The organism is Xanthomonas sp. NCPPB 3959 (assembly GCF_056675575.1).
In genome coordinates this window covers 148,603-165,576 of the sequence record NZ_JBWWVR010000006.1, presented here as the reverse complement: position 1 = coordinate 165,576, position 16,974 = coordinate 148,603, and the positions used below count along the sequence as shown (strand labels likewise).

The following is a 16,974-nucleotide window of genomic DNA, read 5'->3' as shown; positions in this document are numbered from 1 at the left end:
CTAGCGCAGCGCGGAGCAATCTAGCGATCGTTGACGCGTTGCACCCGCGGTGCCCTGCAACGCAGTGGGTGCCGAGGCACTACGCACATCGATCCACCAGCGCGATTGCCCGGTGCCGCTGGGCATCAGCTGCGCGGGAAACCCCGCACTCACCAGGCTCGCCTGACGCCGCTCGGCGCGCTCGCGGCTCTGGTATTGGCCCAGCGCGACGGAGTTGTCCTCGCCTTGCGCAATCACGTAATAGTCGCCGATGCCAGCCGCAGCGATGCGCTTGACCAACGCCTGCGCCGCCGCGCGATCGCCCACGCTGGGCAGCATCACCCGGAACGTACTGACCCCGGCGTCCTTGTCTTCGCGCACGCTGCTGCGCGTGGCTTGACCACGAATGCGTGCCAGCGCGGCATCGGCGTCGGCGCGTGCCGGATAGGGGCCCAGGCTGGCGCAGCGCTCTGGAACGGGTGCGGGAGTCAGCACCGTTGGCGATGTCTTTGGTGCAGCCGCCACAGCAACCTCGGCCGGTTTCGGAGCGACCTTGCTTGTGGCCGGAATCTCGGACGGTACTGGCGATGTTTCGGCCACTGCGGTGGTAGCCGCAGCTGTCGAAGCGGCCGCCGCCGCTTGTTCCGTTGATGTCTGAGCCGGTACTGCTGCCGGTGCCGGTGCCGGTGCCGGTGCCGGTGCAACCGATGTTGCTGCCGGCGCAGCGTCTGGAGCTGCTGTTGCTGCTTCTCTCGAGATCGCAGCCGCCGCGCCTGTTGCGATGTTCGGCAACACCTCCAACCGTGCCACACCTGCCGGCTGCGCCGGAGCAGCCAACGCGGCCGGTGCCGGCTGCAGGGCCCACCACAACGCCACGCCGGCATTGAGGACGATCAAGACAACGATGAGCGCGCGTACATACATGCAATGGATTCTAAGAGTGGCCGATAACCGCTGGCGAGCGCTCGACGACTCGGCGCGAGCGGCAGGCAGCCAGTGACCCCAGTGTACGAGCGCGACATCCCGATGCCGAGCATCGGCCGCCCACCTGGCGGCTGCGCGTCGTTTCGATCACCGCCCTCAGGGCGCCGACGCAGACCTCGCCCAGATCGCCAACCCATCCAGCACCAGCGCAGCGCGGAACGTGGCATCGGGCAATAACGGCAGCAACGGTGGCGCGCCACCGCCATGCACCAGCAAGCGCACCGGTACGCCCAAACTGCGTTGCGCGTGCTGCAGGCTGCGCTCGATCAGCGCCACCGCCGCACCATCGCAGCCAGACGCCAGTGCATCGTCGGTGTCGTTGGCCAGCTCCACATAATTGCCGCCGCTGGCCGGCAATTGCACCGCGCGGGCATGCAGCGCTTCGCGCATGGTGGTCGGCGAGGCGGCGATGCGCCCGCCATGATGCTGCCCATCGGCCCCAAGCAGATCGATGGTCAGCGCAGTGCCCACGCCGGCCACCAGCACCGGTGCCTCGCCACGTGCGCCAAGCAGCGCCAGAAAGCGATCCACGCCGAAGCGGCTCGGGTCCGCATACGCAATGCGGATGCCGGCGCATTCGGCCGCGGTGCGCACGATCCGCACCTGCTCGAAGCGCTCGTGCAGGCAGGCGAGCATGCGCTGCGTCAACGCCGGCGCAGCAACGCTGGCCACATGCGCGATGCGCCCGGTCGGCAGCGCCGACAGTGCGGCCGCATCCATCGCCTCGGCGCCGTGCGGCCACGCCTGCACATCGCCGGCGCGATCTCCCTGTAGCAGGGCGTACTTGAACCGCGAATTTCCCAGATCGAACAACCACTCGCTCATGCAGGTCTCACGCTCACTTCTCCGGAGTGGAACAGGCGCACCGTCTCGCCCAATTGCACACGCAACGCGCCGTCGGCAGCCAAGCCGAGCGCAACGCCGTGATGCCGGGTGCCAGCCTCTTCGACCTGTACCGCGCGGCCACACAACACGTCCAGGGCCGCATAGCGACTCAGAAACGGAGCCAGCCCTTGTGCCTCGAACAGATCCAGCGCCGGCAGCAGCCCGGACAACACCGCCGCCGCCACGGTATCGCGCGAGACCGCACGGCCCGCCAGCGTATCCAGATCCACCCACGGCTGGTCGATCCCAGCGGCCGCCGCAGCCGGCATGTGCACGTTCAAGCCCAGTCCGATCACCGCACGCGCATTGCCGGCCATTTCGCCGCCGCCTTCGATCAACAGGCCGCCCAGCTTGCGCTCGCGCGCCAGCAGATCGTTGGGCCACTTCAGCCCGACATCGGCAAAGCCGCAACCGCGCAAGGCTTCGGCCACCGCCACACCCACCGCCAGGCTGAGCCCGGCCAGCTGGCCCAACCCGCCGCTGAAACGGCGCGAGGCCGACAGATAGATATGCGCACCCAGCGGCGAGGTCCATTGCCGGCCGCGACGGCCGCGCCCACCGGTCTGACGCTCGGCCAGCAGCACCGCCACGCCCTGCTCGGGCGCCGCACGCGCCAGCAAGCTGGTGTTGGTGGATTCCAGCGTCCAGGCGACATCGAGTGCAGCCAGGCCCGCCAGCGCATCGCTCGACATGGCCGCACGAATCCGCGCAGCCTCCAGCAGATCCAGCGGCGCCGCCAGACGGTAGCCGTCTCCGGCCCGCCCTTCGATGTCGACCCCGGCTGCGCGCAAATTTTGAATGCGCTTCCACACTGCCGCACGGGTCAATCCGGCATCGCGCGCCAGCGCATCGCCGGATAGCCGGCCGCTCGCAAGTTTGGCCAGCAACGCGCGGTCATCCACGGCAAGGTCCCCAAATCGATCCGTGAAAGTATGCGCCAAGCCCACCCGGGCGCCCAGCACGGCTTGCGTGAGGGAGTGAAAAGCGCGTTATGATCGCCAACTCACGCCGCTTGCCCTGGATGTGGACGATGCGCCGAATCACGGTTTGCCTGCTCCTGTTATTGGCTCCGCTTGCCGCGCTGGCATCGGACCAACTGGTCGATGGCGACCATGAGAGCTGCGTCAGCACCAATTCGGCTGCGCGCGGCAGGACGCCCAATGGCGAGGCCGCTGCACCGGCACGCGCTCCCGCGCACAAGCCCACGCCGGCCACCGGCGGCGGCGGTAGCGATGGCGACGCGCTGTTCCCACGCATGCGCACGATGCCGCGCTGGCACAGTTTTCTGCCGGGCATGTTCCGCTGATCCAGTGGTTGTCGCGCTGGCTGCGCCGGCCGCCCATCGACATTCCTGATGCGTTATGGCTGCCGGTCTGCAGCGGCTGCGCCTGGGTCGCCGCGCTCGATCCGCCCCGCCAGCACCGCCTGCGCACCCTGGCCGCACAATTCCTGCAGCAAAAAACCATTTCCCCGGTCGATGGGTTGCAGCTGCATGCGCACGATCATGTGCTGCTGGCGGCCACCTGCTGCCTGCCGCTGCTGGAAATCGGCGCAGTGGGCTGGCGCGGCTGGTCGCAACTGATCGTCTACCCGGACGCGTTCCGCGTGCAGCGCACGCATGTGGATGCGGCAGGGGTGATGCATGCCTGGGACGACACCCTGATCGGCGAATCCTGGGAGCAAGGCCCGCTGATCGTCAGCTGGGCCGATGTGCAGGCCGATCTGGACGACCCGCAGGCAGGCTTCAACGTGATTGTGCACGAGATGGCGCACAAGCTCGATGCACTCGATGGCGCCCTCGACGGCACCCCGCCGCTGCCACGCGATGCACAACGCGCCTGGGCACGCGATTTTCAGCAGGCCTTCGATGCGTTCTGCCAACGCGTGGATGCAGGCGAAGACACCGAGATCGATCCGTATGCCGCCGAAGCACCGGAAGAATTCTTCGCGGTCGTGAGCGAATATCACTTCTCGGCGCCGCAAGTGATCGCGCGCGTCATGCCGGATGTCGCCGCGCAGCTGACGCGTTTTTACGGGCCTTCGCCGTTTGCTTCTTCAGCGCAGCGCTGAGGGTGTGGTGGCATCAACGCGTTGCTTGCGATGGTTGTCATGCAACCGCTTCGCGCGCGTTGCTCGCACACGCTTGGCCGAATTGAAAACACCGCTGCGCAATGTCGTGCAGGTGCACGCTCGGCACTGCTGATTTCAACAGCACGCTGCAATGCACTCACACCAGCCCAAGATCGCGCGGCCTGGCACCGGGAAACACCCGCTCCAACTGCGCTGGCGACAGCCCCCACAATCGACTCAATAGACCGCCGAACAGACTGCGGTAATTGGTAAGCACCGGGTAATCACGATTCTGCAGCAGCTGCGTTTGTTCGACCGCGACCTGCTCGCCAGCGATACGGCCACCCTGCACGCCGCCACCCAGCACCCAGTACGTGGTGCCGTGCCCGTGATCGGTACCCTTGCTGCCGTTCTCGCGAAAGGTGCGGCCAAACTCTGAGAGCACCACCACCACGGTGTCCTTCCATGCCGGCCCCAAGGCATCAGCGTATGCCGCCAGCCCTTCGCCGAGATTACGCAGATTATTGGCCAACCCACCTTCGACACTGCCCTGGTTGGCATGGGTATCCCAGCCGCCGACATCGACGAATCCCAGCCGGTACTGGTCGCGCATCAGGCTCGCCATGCGCCGGGTTTCGTCGGCAAAGGTGCGCGCACTGGCAGCGCCGCGGCCGGCCTGCTCCATCTCTTCGCGCAGCTGCGCGGTCACCTGCTGACGCAATGCCAGGCCCTCGCGCGCGGCTGCCGCAAGCGGCGTTGCGTCGTACATCTGCGACAGAATCTGCGCCTGCCGCGCATCCAGACCGCCTTTGCCGATCCCACGCAACGACACATTTGGCAAATCGCCGCCGCCTTGAAACGTCAGCGGTAGCGAATCGGTAAACGCAATCGCCGGCACCCCGCTGAGCACGCCCGACAGGCGCGCCATGAAACCGGACCGATAATCGCGGCGCTGCCGGCCGGCCTGGCCCGATTCGATATCGTCCTGGGTTTCGAAGTGGCTGCGCGACAGATCGTCGGTGCCGGCAAACGGCACGAAGGCCAGCTGCTTGCGTTGCCAGAGCGGCAGCAGCGCATCGCGCATCACCGGGTTGAGACCCCATTGCGCATCCAACGCAACGGCGCTCTTCGGATTGGCCGCATCCGGCCGCGCAATCGCCAGGGTCGGGCGCGCCTGATAATAAAAATCGCTGGCATGCGGCACCAGCAGATTATTGCTGTCGTAGCCGCCACGCAGAAACACCACCAACATGCGCGCACTGTCGCGTGGCGCTGCAAACAGACGACCGCTCCACGGCAGACTCGCGGCCGCTGCAGAGGCAAGCAGAAATTGACGTCGTTGCATGGTGCACTCCTGCGGCGATGACCGTTCGGCGATGATTGAATCAGTGGTTGTTGAATCAGCAGTCGTTGAATCAGCGGCCGCTAGATCAGCGATAGTTGAAGTCCGGCGATGACAGCAAAAACCCGTTCCACTCCGCCGGCGAACGCGCCTGGCCCAACGCCTCACGCGTGCCGCTGGAAAGCGACGGTGCAACCCAGCGATACGATGGACGCGTATCGATCTGCGTCAGCACAGGAATTGGCGTGTCGTTATCGCCATCGAAGCGAAACAGTTGCTTGGGTCCGCCGCTCAGCGAACGCGCCACTTCGAAGCGTCGCGCCAGTTGCCCGGAGCTGGTCCACGCCTGCGATTGCAGCGACCACCCATCAGGGGTGATGCGCCCGAACACCGGCTCGCCGAGTTGCTGCACCCAGCTCACCATCGGCGCGGCATTGACCACCGGTTGATCTTCGTACGCCAGCCGCATGGCCGAGACCACAAACCGATTCGGATCCTTGAACTTGCGCGGTTGCGCCTGCGCAAATTCCGGCGCGTCCAGCATGGCCTGCATCACCTTGGCGATATCGCCATCGCTGCGTTGAAAGGTCTTTGCCATGCGCGCGACCAGTGCGACCGGCGGCTTGTCACTGACGAAATACTCGGCCAGGCGCTGCGACACAAACTGCGCGCACGCCGGTTGCCGTACCAACAGCTGCACTGCACGTTCGATCTCATCCAGACCGCCAGCGGCGATGCGCTGGCCCAGCAAGGTCTTGTCGCCGGGTTGATGCCGCGCAGGATTGAATTCGAACAGGCCCTTGCGCACGATCTGCGCCTGCCCCGTTGTTGCAGCGGTTGGTACTGGCGGCGCGCCTTCGGCCTTGATCGGCACCAGACCGGCGCCGGTCAGTATCAGCGCCAGTTGCTGCACATCCTGCTGGCTGTAGCCGCCATGCACGCCCAACGTGTGCAACTCCATCAATTCGCGCGCGTAGTTTTCGTTGACCTTGCCCTTGGCATTCTTGGCGTTATCCAGATATTCCAGCATCGCCGGGCTTTCCAGCGTCGCCATCACCAGGTCCGCGAACTTGCCGGTGGCATGCGGACGAATCGCGTTTTCCATGTAGTCGGCCGCCATCCATTTCACGCGCCCCTTGTCGGCGTACACGCTGAAGTGATTGAGCCAGAACCACACCAACTGCTCGCGCAGCTGCGCCGGCGCATACACCGCACGCAGCAATTGCGCCTGACGCGCCTGGGTCAGCATCTGACCGCCACGCGCCTGCCACGCCTTGCGCAAGGCAGCCTTCTCATCGCCATCGGGCAGCGTTTGCAGACGGATCTTGTCGGCCTCGTATTGCGTCAGCAAGGTCACCAATGGCGTGTGCAGCGCATCGAACTGCTGCAGTTGTGCACGGATCGGCGCTGGCAATGCGGCATCGTCGCTGGCTTGCAATAGCAGTGCGCCGTAGCGCTTGGGGCCGAGCCGCTGCAGCTGCGCCGCGCTATCGGCATCCACGCCGTAGGTGGCACGCTGCAACCAGCGTGTCTGTGCTGGCGTCAATGACGCTTCGGCGGCACTGCACGACAGCACGACGACGCAGCCCGCCAACAGCAACGGCACGCGCCATCTGCGCTGTCGACGTGTTCGGACGGAAAGTGCAGTGACCCACCATGCCTGTGCAACGCGCTCGAACATGCAGTTCTCCATCGCAACGGCCTGCAACCGGCCCAGTATGGTCAAGCCAACGCGTGAGGCGTTAAACGGTTGTCGGAGCGTGGCGCGACATTGGCCACGGGTTCATCCCGCAACGCATGCCGGTCACAGTCCCGGCGGCAAGGTCACATCGAAGCGGGCGCCGCCCAGTTCCTGCGAGCGCACCACCTGCAATTCGCCGCGGTAGGCCTTGATCAGGTCCTGCACGATCGACATGCCGATGCCGTGACCCTGCACGCGCTCATCGCCGCGCACGCCACGTTGCAGAATCTTGGCCACATCTTCCGGCGCGATGCCGGGGCCATCGTCTTCCACCGACAGGATCAATCCGGCGCGGCGGCTCCCGGTGGTGGGACCTGGCTGCGCAGTCAACAGCACGCGGCTGCGCGCCCACTTGAAGCCGTTTTCTAGCAGATTGCCAAGCAGCTCCTGCAGATCGCCCGGCTCACCATGAAAACGCGCTTCGGGCGAAATATCGAATTCGCACAGCACGCCTTTGACCGAATACACCTTCTCCAGACCGCGCACGATTTCTTCGGCAGTCGACTCGATCGGCAACGGCGCGGCAAACAGCTTGTGCCCGCTGGAAGCCGCACGTGCGAGTTGGTAAGACACCAGGTCGTTCATGCGCCGCAGCTGCACGTCCATTTCCTCGTGCAGATCGCGCTCGGACTGACCGCTGTCCAGTTGGGTGCGCAACACGGCGATCGGCGTCTTGAGGCTGTGTGCCAGATCGGCAAGCGTATTGCGCTGACGATCCAGGTTGTCGCGCTCGCTTTCGATAAAGGCGTTGATGCTTTCGGTCAGCGGCTCCAGTTCGCGCGGATGCTGCTCGCTCATGCGCTGGATTTCCCCGCGCTGCACCTTGGTCAACTCGTTGATGACCCGCCGCAGCGGTCGCAGGCTCCACTGCAGAATAAAGGCCTGCAGCACCAGCAGCACCACGCCGGCACTACCGAGATAGAACCACACCGCGCCCCGGAACACGCGCAATTGCGCGCCCATCGAGCGCGCATCTTCCATCACGTAGATGGTGTACGGAATCTCGCCGCCGTGTTCGCGTTCGACATAGCTCACGCCCAGGCCATAGCGGTACAGCTCGCCCAGACTGCCGTCGATCTGGGTCATCTCCAGCGGGCCGATGAACTCTTCCTGGCGCGGCTCGAGCATGCGCCCGTGCGGAATGTTGGGCCCCTCGGCCGACATCGACGTCCAGCTCTCATCCGGGCGCACGACTTCGACATACAGCCCGCCGCCGGGCACGTCGAAACGCGGATCAGGCGGTTGGCCACCGATGTACAGCGAGCCATCGCGGACGAAATCGATATTGGCGGCATACGCCGAGGCGTAGTTCTTCAGCCGCTCGCGCAGATTCTTTTCGGCAGTGTCGGCGAACGCCACATCCAGCGCATAGCCTGCCAGCGCCAGGAAGGCTACCAGGCTGAGGCTGGCAGCCAAGAGCTGGCGGGCCTGCAGGGAGCGCGGCCGCCAGCGTTTGTACCACTTGGAGCGCACCGACACCCTATCTTCCTGTTTGCCGACGCGCGGACTCAGCCTTCGGTACGCGGGATAGCGAAGCGGTAGCCACGACCACGCACGGTCTCGATCGGCTTGAGCTCACCGTCGGGATCGAGCTTCTTGCGCAGGCGACCGATAAACACTTCCAGCACGTTCGAATCGCGATCGAAATCCTGCTGATAGATGTGTTCGGTCAAATCGGCCTTGGAGACCAGTTCGCCGGCATGCATCATCAGGTACTCGAGCACCTTGTACTCGTAGCTGGTCAGGTCGACATTGGCGCCATTGACGCTCACCGTCTGCGCTGCCAGATCCAAAGCGACCGGGCCGCACTCCAGGGTCGGCTTGCTCCAGCCTGCCGCGCGCCGCAGCAACGCGTTGACGCGCGCCAGCAGCTCTTCGACATGGAACGGCTTCACCAGGTAATCGTCGGCGCCCTGCTTGAGGCCTTCGACCTTGTCCTGCCAGCTCGAACGCGCGGTCAGGATCAGCACCGGGAATTTCTTGCCCTCGTCGCGCAGCGCCTTGATCAGCTCCATGCCCGACATCTTGGGCAGGCCAAGGTCGATGATGCCGACGTCGAACGGCACTTCGCGGCCCATGTACAGACCTTCTTCGCCATCTTGTGCAGCGTCGACAGCAAAGCCTTCACGCTTCAGGCGCGCGGCAAGTGTCTCGCGCAGCGGAGCTTCGTCTTCGACCAAAAGGATACGCATGCACTCTCCCTAGTTACGTTGTCGGCGGGTGCCGGGGAATTTATGAGACTGAACGCAGAACTATCTACGTTTACTGGTTATCGTCGCGTGGTGGCGCATCTGGCGGCGCCGGGCGACGCGGCGGCGGGGGCTGCATCTGTTCCGATTCGTACACGGTGTGCACGCGCCCATCCAACATGTACTTGACCCGATTGAGATTGCCACCGTCGAACGGCACACGTTCGGCGCTGAGGATCTGTCCACCGGTGGAACGCTGCACCTGCCGAATGGTGTCCGACAGCGTGCGCCCATTGCCGCGGGCTGAGGGCGGTAACGCCTCACGGCCCGAATGCCCCATCGGATATCCCTGACACCATGCCGACGGCGCTGCCGTGGCAACCCAAAGGGCAACCAGGACAACATGGCTAGCGCGGCAGAACGGCTGGGTCACAAATGAATCCTAGCGGGTTGTTCAGGAACATTCAAAATTCGTGAAACCGGCCATGCGTCACAGCGTGGTCGAGCCCGAGAATAGACTCAAATTCTTGATTTTGGGGGGTGAATCCGATCTGAACTTTTTAGCTTCGTGTTAACGCGGTTCAGTGAAATGAACGCCATTTGAGACCGAAAGCCTTGCCTGCGCTCGCTCTCGCGGTCGTGGCTGCCGCGCTGTGGGCTAACAAATGCGGCCGTTCAAGCGCTGGTTCAGGCTATGCAAGTGCCGGACCACTCTCAGGCGACAACGCGCCAGGCGTGCGTATCGGTGCGCTGCAATGCCTGCTCGACCAGCTCCCATCCGGCGCCAGGGCGGTGTGCGCCCTCGCTCAGCACCTGGCGGAATGCGCGTCCGCCGGGCTGCCCATGGAAGAGTCCCAGAACATGTCGGGTGATGTGCTTCAGCGCCAGTCCTTGCTCCAGCTGGGACTCTACATAGGGCTGCAGCGCGCGTAGCAATGCCTCGCGCGATTGTTCCGGGCGCTGATTCAGTGCCGCGTCCAGGCAGTGCAGCACGTAAGGGTCGTGGTAGGCCGCACGGCCGAGCATGACGCCGTCGGTGTGTTGCAGGTGTTCCAGCGCGGTGTCCACCGCAGCGATGCCACCGTTGATGACCACCGGTAGTTGGGGGCGCTCCTGCTTGAGGCGATAGGCCCAGTCGTAGCGCAGCGGCGGCACCTCGCGGTTTTCCTTGGGCGACAAGCCCTTGAGCCAGGCGTTGCGCGCATGCACCACCACCATGGCAGCGCCGGCCGCGACGATTTGATCGACAAAACTGGCGAACACCAGATAGTCGTCATCGTCGTCCACGCCCAGGCGGCACTTGATCGTGACCGGCAGCGTCGTTGCCGCGCACATGGCGGCAACGCACTCGGCCACCAGCGCCGGCTCGCGCATCAGGCAGGCGCCAAAACGCCCGGCCTGCACGCGATCGGAGGGGCAGCCGCAATTGAGGTTGATTTCGTCATAGCCCCACTCTTGCGCGATCGCTGCAGCCTGCGCGAGCAGGGCCGGTTCACTGCCGCCCAGTTGCAGCGCAAGTGGATGCTCGACCGGATCGAAGCCGATCAGCCGTGTGCGATCGCCGTGGATCACCGCGTTGGCGTGCACCATCTCGGTGTACAGCCGCGCGGAGGGCGCCAGCAGGCGATGAAACACGCGGCAATGGCGGTCGGTCCAGTCCATCATCGGGGCGACGGACAGACGCAAGGAAGCGGCGTAACGATCGGCGGAAGCGGTCATCGACAAATTGGCCGCCGTGAGCGGCCATCGGAATGCAGAGCAGGATCAACAGCTTACACGTGCATCGATGAATCTGCCGCAGCGCATGAGCCATGCCGAAGCTCTTGGCTGTCAGATCTTCTGGAGGATCAGCTGTTCGCAGCATCATGCGATCGACAGCGTATCGACAGGTTCGAACACGATGCGAGCGTTATGGATTGCGCTGGAGGCGCGCTTGAGCGCCCAGCATCACGGCCACATCTGCCGTCGGAGCGGAGAACGCCATCGCGCTCGCGCTGTTTTTGCTCCAGCTCGCCAAGTCCGAGTGCCGTCGAGCGGCATCGCTAGTTGCCTGCATCGCGCCGTCTCAGCGGTGGCGTGGGCCAGTTTGACCGGCTGAGTCTGGCCGTGGGTGTAGCGTTCGCCGAGCAGGATGCTGCTGTCCCTGGCGGCGCCCGCCCCTGTCGAGCGAACGCGCTACATCATTGCTTACAAGCAGGATTTCTTGCGTCCAATGCTGGCGTCAGCGCGATTGCGCGCTTCGCCTGGACGTGAGCAACACTTACGGGTTGCGGAAACCAACGCGCTCTTCGGCAGTCAGCGGCTTGCCGAGTGCGTGGTAGGAGGCGACCAGCGTGATCAGGGCGGTGCCCAGCACGGTGTAGAAGCTCCACGAGGTAGCGAGGACATGCACCTGGCCGAACACCAGCGCCACGACGGCGGTGGCGGTGCACAGCACCATGGCGAGCAGGGACATCAGGAAAGGGATGGAAGGATCGAGCTTCATGGTCCGGGGGTTCCAAGGTGCGATAGCTTCAGCATCGGCGTTGCCCGCGCTTTCTTGAACTGTTTTCTGCGGTTTTTTTCAATGAATTTCAAGCAAGTCAGCGCGCGCTCAGATTTATGTCAAAGCCTTGGCGCACAAAGGTTTCAGCGTCAGAAAATTCCTGACGTGGTGGCAGAAAAATCACCACCACCGCCAGAGTTCCAACGCGCGCACGGCAGAAAACCGGCGGCCGCAGAGAAGCTCTTTTTCGACTCTCGGCAGGCAGATGGGCGACCGCGCCGATGGACCGGCCGCTGTGCATATCTACGACGGGTGGCGCAGGGGCTCCTGAGAACCGGAAGATCTGGTGATCAAGACCTGACGACTGTCGGAGAGCTGGGATGATGGTCGCCGCTGCGTGCGGCTGCCTGCGTGCGCTACAACGCGCCGCAATGGGTACTGGTCCTCTCGGCGCGGAGAACAAGGCGCAGGTTTACCAGAGCGGAACTATGCCGCCGCCGCTGAGCGCTTGCTAGGTACTACCGAAGGATTCGCCAAAGACGTCACATGCCGGGAGTGCGCGACGCTCGGGCAGCACCTGGCGGCCGAGCATGCTCAACGCTGTGCTGCCTCAACAGGTGCCGTGGGGCTGTAGGCGCTGGCTGTGCCGCACCTGCGGCAGTTCAGCAAGCAAGGCACGCGGAGCGCACCCTGGCATCACCAGTGTGCTTTCAGCGCACCGGAGCGGTGGCGAACTCGCCGCGTTGCAGCTTGGTCACATCGTTGCCCTGCCCGTCCTTGAGGCTGAGGTCTGCGCCTTTGGCAGCCAGATCCTTGAGGACATCGGTGCGTTGAAACAGTGCCGCGTACATGGCCGCGGTCTGGCCGGCATTGTTGCGCTGGTCCGGGGCGCAATCGGCCTGCATCAACCGTTTGGCGATGCCCAGCTCGCCCTTGAAGATGGCGCCCATCAGCGCAGTGTTGCCGCGTTTGTCCTGCGCACATGGGTCGGCGCCGGCATTGAGCAACTGCTCCACCGCCGGGCGCTGGCCGTGATAGGCGGCCAGGATCAAGGCGGTGTAGCCCTTCTCGTCGCGAGTGTTGAGGTCGTAATGCGAGCGGATGAACTCGGCGAGCATGTCCTGCCGACCTTCGCGTGCCGCATCGAAAAAATACTCGCGCAACTGCAGCTTGATCTGCGCAGGGTTGGTGGTCGCATTCGTGGTACTGGCAGGGACAGACGCGGGTGAAGCAGCGTTGGCAACCGCAGACAAGGTGCCGAGCATCAGAAATAGCAGGGTGCGCATGTGGCTCTCCCGAAAACGAGGACGGCACCGCGGCACAGGCCGCGATGCCGTCGGGTGGATCAGTCCTGCAGGCTGGAGGCCAGCTGCTTGACGCGAGCCAGGTCACCCTTGGCAACGCGGGTCACGCCAGTGCCGTACTCAGGGTCGGCCTTGTACAGGAACGACAGCATCAGATGCTTGCTCTCGGTGTCGGTAGTGGCCAGCGACTCGCCAAAACTTTGCACCAGGTCGGCACGATCCTTCTTGCTGTAGGACCGATACAACTCGCCAGCCTGCTTGAAGTTCTGCTCGCGGGTGATCTTGCCCTGCTGGGTGGTACCCGACAGCGGCAGCTCGCTGTAACGCGCAGCGGTGTCCTGCGGACGCGGCTCCAGGCGGCTCGGCTCGTAGTTCACGCCGCTGGTGGTGTGTCCGGTGTTGGCTTCGCCGTCCTGGTTGCCGTTATTGACGGCCACACGCGGGCGGTTGACCGGCAGGCTCAGGCCGTTGGTACCGATGCGATACAGCTGGGTGTCGGCGTAGGAGAAGATACGGCCCTGCAGCAGACGGTCTTCCGACGGCTCGATGCCCGGCACCAGATTTGCCGGCGCCATCGCCACCTGCTCGGTTTCCTGGAAGAAGTTGTCCACGTTCTTGTTCAAGACCATCTGGCCGACCTTCTGCTCTGGCACATCCGGCCAGATCTTGGTGGCATCCAGCGGATCGAAATCCAACTTGGCCAGGTCTTCCGGCTTGAGCACCTGCACGTACAGGTCCCACTTCGGGAAGTCGCCCTTCTTGATCGCACCGACCAGATCGTTGGTCAGGTGGCTGTAGTCCTTGGACTGGACCGCGGCAACCTGCTTGGGATCGAGGTTCTTGATGCCTTGCAGCGTCTTCCAATGGAACTTGACGTAGTGCACTTCACCCTGCGCATTGACCAGCTTGTAGGCATGCACGCCGTTGCCGTCCATGAAGCGATAGCCAGCGGGCGTGCCTTCGTTGGAATACAGCAGCGTCAGCGTGCGCGTGCTTTCGGGCACGTGCGAGAAGAAATCGAAACGACGCGAATCGTCATCCAGGTTGGTGCGCGGGTCCGGCTTGAACGCGTGGACCATGTCGGGGAACTTGATCGCATCGCGAATGAAGAAGGTGGGGAAGTTGTTGCCGACCAGATCCCAGTTGCCTTCGCTGGTATAGAACTTGGTGGCAAACCCGTGCGGGTCGCGCAACGTTTCAGGCGAATGGTTGCCGTGCACCACCGAGGAGAAGCGCACGAACACCGGGGTCTTTTCGCCGGCGCTGAACACCTTGGCTTTGGTCAGGCTGGACAGATCGGCAGTGGCGGTGAACTCGCCTTTGACGCCGGTGCCGCGGGCATGCACCACACGCTCCGGGATGCGCTCGCGATCGAAGCGCTGCAGCTTCTGGATCAGCTGCACGTCCTGCAGCAACACCGGGCCGGTCGGGCCGGCAGTCTGGGAATTCTGGTTGTCACCGACCTTGGCGCCATTGTCGCGGGTCAGAACGGATTGGGCGAAGACCGGTGGGGCGATCAGCGTCGGGGCTAGCAGGGCTAGCACCATGAGGGATCCAGGGCGCATGGCGTCAGCTCGTTTGAAGGAACTGAATCATGGCCAGCAGGCCGAAGTGTGAGAAGTCGTTAGTTATGATCGCAGCGATAGGCGAACATGATGATGACTGTGTAGCGTGATATGCATCGCCAAATATGCGGGCACCAGGTTGCAGATAACGGCATTGCCAATCTGATGCGTGAACTGACGAACTTCGTATTGCGTCACGCAAGCGCGCATGACGCTTCAAGCAATGCTGCGTCGCAAGGTTCGATCAGCCAATCAACCGATCACCCGCTTGAACGGCGGCAGCGCGTCGATGATGCGTTTGCCGTAGCGGCGCGTGAGCAGGCGCGAATCAAGAATGATCACGCGGCCGTGGTCGTTGGAACTGCGGATCAAGCGGCCGGCGAATTGCGTGAGTGTGCGCAGCGCGTGCGGGATGGCGATCAGGTTGAAGGCGTTATGACCCCGGCTTTCCAGCCATTCGCTCAAGGTCGATGTCTGCGGGTCGGTCGGCACCGCGAACGGCACCTGGGTGATGACCACGGTGGTGCAGGCATCGCCGGGCAGATCCAGGCCTTCGCCGAACGAGTTCAAGCCAAACAGCACCGAGCCCTCGCCGGCGGCAATGCGGCGCATGTGTTCGGTGATCAGTTGCGACTTGTTGCCCTCGCCCTGCACCAACACGCGGTTGCGCTGCGCCAGCGGCATCAGGTCAGCGACCTTTTCCATCTTCCAGCGCGAGGTGAACAGCACGATGCTGCCCTTGGACGTCCAATCCAGCTCGCGCACCAGATAACGCGCGACTTCCTTCGGGTGGCCTTCGCGATCGTCTGGGGTAACCGGGAAATTGGGCACGATCAATTCGGCCTGATTGGGCAGGTCGAACGGCGAGGCCAGCGAGGCCATTTCGGCGTGATCGGGCAAGCCGTTGTCGATGGCGAAGGATTGAAAATCGCCGCCGCCGGTGAGCGTGGCCGAGGTCATCACCACCGAATCCACTTCGTTCCAGATCATCGTGCGCAGCACCTGCGCGGCCGACACCGGCGAGCAATGGCAGATCAGATCGCCATCGCGCGACAGGGTGATCCAACGCGCCATCGGCGGCTGGCCTTCCTTGTCTTCGCGTCGCCAACCGCTCCATAGATTGTGTTGCTGCTCGGCCATTTCCAAGGCCATGCCGAGACTGCGCTGCAGGCGTTCGCGCGCCGAATCGTCCTGCTTGCCCTTGGCGATCGCACTGTGCGCGGCATGCACCCAGTTGAACAGCGCGCGGGTTTCTTCGCCGAGTTCTTCGATCGCCGGGCCCCACTGCGGCGGCAACTTGCCGTTGGCCGCGCGCCACAGCGGATCGCGCTCGCCGGGTTCGGGCTTCCACACGTGTTCGACTTCGGTATGGAAGGCCTTGAGCAATTTGGAAACGCGCGCGGCGACCTCGATCGCTTCGTTGGGCAACAGGTTGCCGATCTTGTCCTTGTCCACCGCGCGGTATGCGGCGGCGATGAGAATCTGCAACCGGCCGGTGCGCCTGGCCATTTCGTCCAATGGCAGATTGGCCGCGCCCTGGTCGATTGCCACGCCGGCGATGTGATGGCCTTCGTCGAGTACCAGCAGCATATCGGCGGGCGGGGCGATCAACGGCTGGCCGTTTTCGGCATCGCCCAGCGACAGCGACGACAGCAACAAGGCGTGGTTGGTGACCACGATCTGCGCCTCGCGCACGTCGGTGCGCGCCTTCAGCACCGGGCACTGCGCGGCGTAGCTGCAGCGGCGGCCCGCACAACCGGAGGCCGGCGTGGTGATGCGCATGCGCAGCGGTACCGAGACCTGTTCGGGCGCGTCATCCAGGTCGCCGTTCCAGGTACGCGCGGCGTAGGCCTTGGCCAGACGTTTGGCCAGGTCGGCATCGACGGGACTGAGCGGGCGGTCGTAGAGCGCCTGCTCGTCTTCGAACATGGCGTTCTGGCTGGTGTCGCCTTCGAGTTCAGCCGCATTCCGGGTGCACAGATAGCGCGTGCGGCCCTTGGCCAGTGCCACGGTCGCTTCCAGGCCGGTGGCCTTGAGGAAGGCCGGGATATCGCGCTCCACCAGCTGCGATTGCAAGGCCACGGTGCCGGTGCTGATCACCAGCTTTTTCTTGGTGGCCAGGGCGATCGGCACGCCGGCAGTGAGATAACCCAGGCTCTTGCCGACGCCGGTGGGCGCCTCGGCAATGCCGATGCCGCCGGAGGTGGCAAGTGCGCGCGAGACCAGGCCGATCATCTGACTCTGCGCCCGCCGCGTGGCGAAGCCGGGCGTGTTGGCCTGCAGCTTGGCGTAAGCCTCGCGGATGCTGGCCTTGACCGGATCGGTCAGGCTGCGCTGGGGAGGGACGGGCGCCGACGGCGCGGCCGGTGGGGCGACTTCACTCATCGCGCTATTTTCGCACGGACCGGCGCAGCGGCTGCGACCGGCGTG

At 64.3% G+C, this 16,974-nt stretch carries 15 protein-coding genes; 2 read left to right on the top strand and 13 right to left on the bottom strand.

Annotated features, from left to right (window positions below; translation table 11 throughout):
- The 3 genes from AC1KVG_RS09240 to birA form a co-directional block, all read right to left on the bottom strand.
- Positions 1-903 carry an SPOR domain-containing protein gene (locus AC1KVG_RS09240; protein WP_023905547.1) on the bottom strand — a complete coding sequence of 301 codons (903 nt, stop codon included), beginning with the start codon at positions 901-903 and terminating at the stop codon, positions 1-3.
- Positions 904-1,059: 156 nt separating this feature from the next.
- Positions 1,060-1,788 carry a type III pantothenate kinase gene (locus AC1KVG_RS09235; RefSeq protein ID WP_023905548.1) on the bottom strand — a complete coding sequence of 243 codons (729 nt, stop codon included), beginning with the start codon at positions 1,786-1,788 and terminating at the stop codon, positions 1,060-1,062.
- On the bottom strand, positions 1,785-2,795 hold the full coding sequence (birA, locus tag AC1KVG_RS09230; protein WP_481094261.1) for a bifunctional biotin--[acetyl-CoA-carboxylase] ligase/biotin operon repressor BirA: 1,011 nt from the start codon (positions 2,793-2,795) through the stop codon (positions 1,785-1,787). Before birA ends, AC1KVG_RS09235 begins: the two co-directional genes overlap by 4 nt.
- 44 nt (positions 2,796-2,839) lie before the next feature.
- On the opposite strand from birA, the gene AC1KVG_RS09225 reads away from it, so the two are divergent.
- Both AC1KVG_RS09225 and AC1KVG_RS09220 read left to right on the top strand, forming a co-directional pair.
- Complete coding sequence (locus AC1KVG_RS09225; RefSeq protein WP_115039388.1) at positions 2,840-3,154, top strand: hypothetical protein; 315 nt, start codon at positions 2,840-2,842, stop codon at positions 3,152-3,154.
- 8 nt (positions 3,155-3,162) lie between these two features.
- Positions 3,163-3,918: a M90 family metallopeptidase gene (locus AC1KVG_RS09220; protein ID WP_481094206.1), complete on the top strand. Its 756-nt coding sequence runs from the start codon at positions 3,163-3,165 to the stop codon at positions 3,916-3,918.
- A 157-nt stretch (positions 3,919-4,075) separates the two neighbouring features.
- Here AC1KVG_RS09220 and AC1KVG_RS09215 read toward each other — a convergent pair whose 3' ends face one another.
- The 10 genes from AC1KVG_RS09215 to dinG form a co-directional block, all read right to left on the bottom strand.
- Positions 4,076-5,263 carry a DUF1501 domain-containing protein gene (locus tag AC1KVG_RS09215; RefSeq protein ID WP_176339713.1) on the bottom strand — a complete coding sequence of 396 codons (1,188 nt, stop codon included), beginning with the start codon at positions 5,261-5,263 and terminating at the stop codon, positions 4,076-4,078.
- An 85-nt stretch (positions 5,264-5,348) separates the two neighbouring features.
- Positions 5,349-6,941, bottom strand: coding sequence for a DUF1800 domain-containing protein (locus tag AC1KVG_RS09210; RefSeq protein WP_481094205.1), 1,593 nt, complete (start codon positions 6,939-6,941; stop codon positions 5,349-5,351).
- Positions 6,942-7,064: 123 nt separating this feature from the next.
- Positions 7,065-8,435 carry an ATP-binding protein gene (locus tag AC1KVG_RS09205; RefSeq protein ID WP_172839287.1) on the bottom strand — a complete coding sequence of 457 codons (1,371 nt, stop codon included), beginning with the start codon at positions 8,433-8,435 and terminating at the stop codon, positions 7,065-7,067.
- 74 nt (positions 8,436-8,509) lie between these two features.
- Positions 8,510-9,193, bottom strand: coding sequence for a response regulator transcription factor (locus tag AC1KVG_RS09200; RefSeq protein WP_002808458.1), 684 nt, complete (start codon positions 9,191-9,193; stop codon positions 8,510-8,512).
- 70 nt (positions 9,194-9,263) lie between these two features.
- Positions 9,264-9,530, bottom strand: a complete 267-nt coding sequence (locus AC1KVG_RS09195) for a hypothetical protein (RefSeq protein ID WP_006452098.1) — start codon at positions 9,528-9,530, stop codon at positions 9,264-9,266.
- A 374-nt stretch (positions 9,531-9,904) separates the two neighbouring features.
- Positions 9,905-10,909, bottom strand: coding sequence for a tRNA dihydrouridine(20/20a) synthase DusA (gene dusA / locus AC1KVG_RS09190; RefSeq protein ID WP_481094204.1), 1,005 nt, complete (start codon positions 10,907-10,909; stop codon positions 9,905-9,907).
- Between the two features lie 541 nt (positions 10,910-11,450).
- On the bottom strand, positions 11,451-11,675 hold the full coding sequence (locus tag AC1KVG_RS09185) for a hypothetical protein (protein ID WP_006452100.1): 225 nt from the start codon (positions 11,673-11,675) through the stop codon (positions 11,451-11,453).
- A 710-nt stretch (positions 11,676-12,385) separates the two neighbouring features.
- The gene (locus tag AC1KVG_RS09180; RefSeq protein ID WP_481094203.1) at positions 12,386-12,961 is read right to left on the bottom strand and encodes an ankyrin repeat domain-containing protein; all 576 of its coding nucleotides are present in this window, start codon (positions 12,959-12,961) and stop codon (positions 12,386-12,388) included.
- A gap of 59 nt (positions 12,962-13,020) precedes the next feature.
- Positions 13,021-14,526 (bottom strand): catalase KatB, encoded by a 1,506-nt coding sequence (gene katB / locus AC1KVG_RS09175; protein ID WP_481094202.1) that lies wholly within the window; start codon positions 14,524-14,526, stop codon positions 13,021-13,023.
- A 270-nt stretch (positions 14,527-14,796) separates the two neighbouring features.
- Positions 14,797-16,929, bottom strand: coding sequence for an ATP-dependent DNA helicase DinG (gene dinG / locus AC1KVG_RS09170; RefSeq protein ID WP_481094201.1), 2,133 nt, complete (start codon positions 16,927-16,929; stop codon positions 14,797-14,799).
- Positions 16,930-16,974 lie beyond the last annotated feature (45 nt).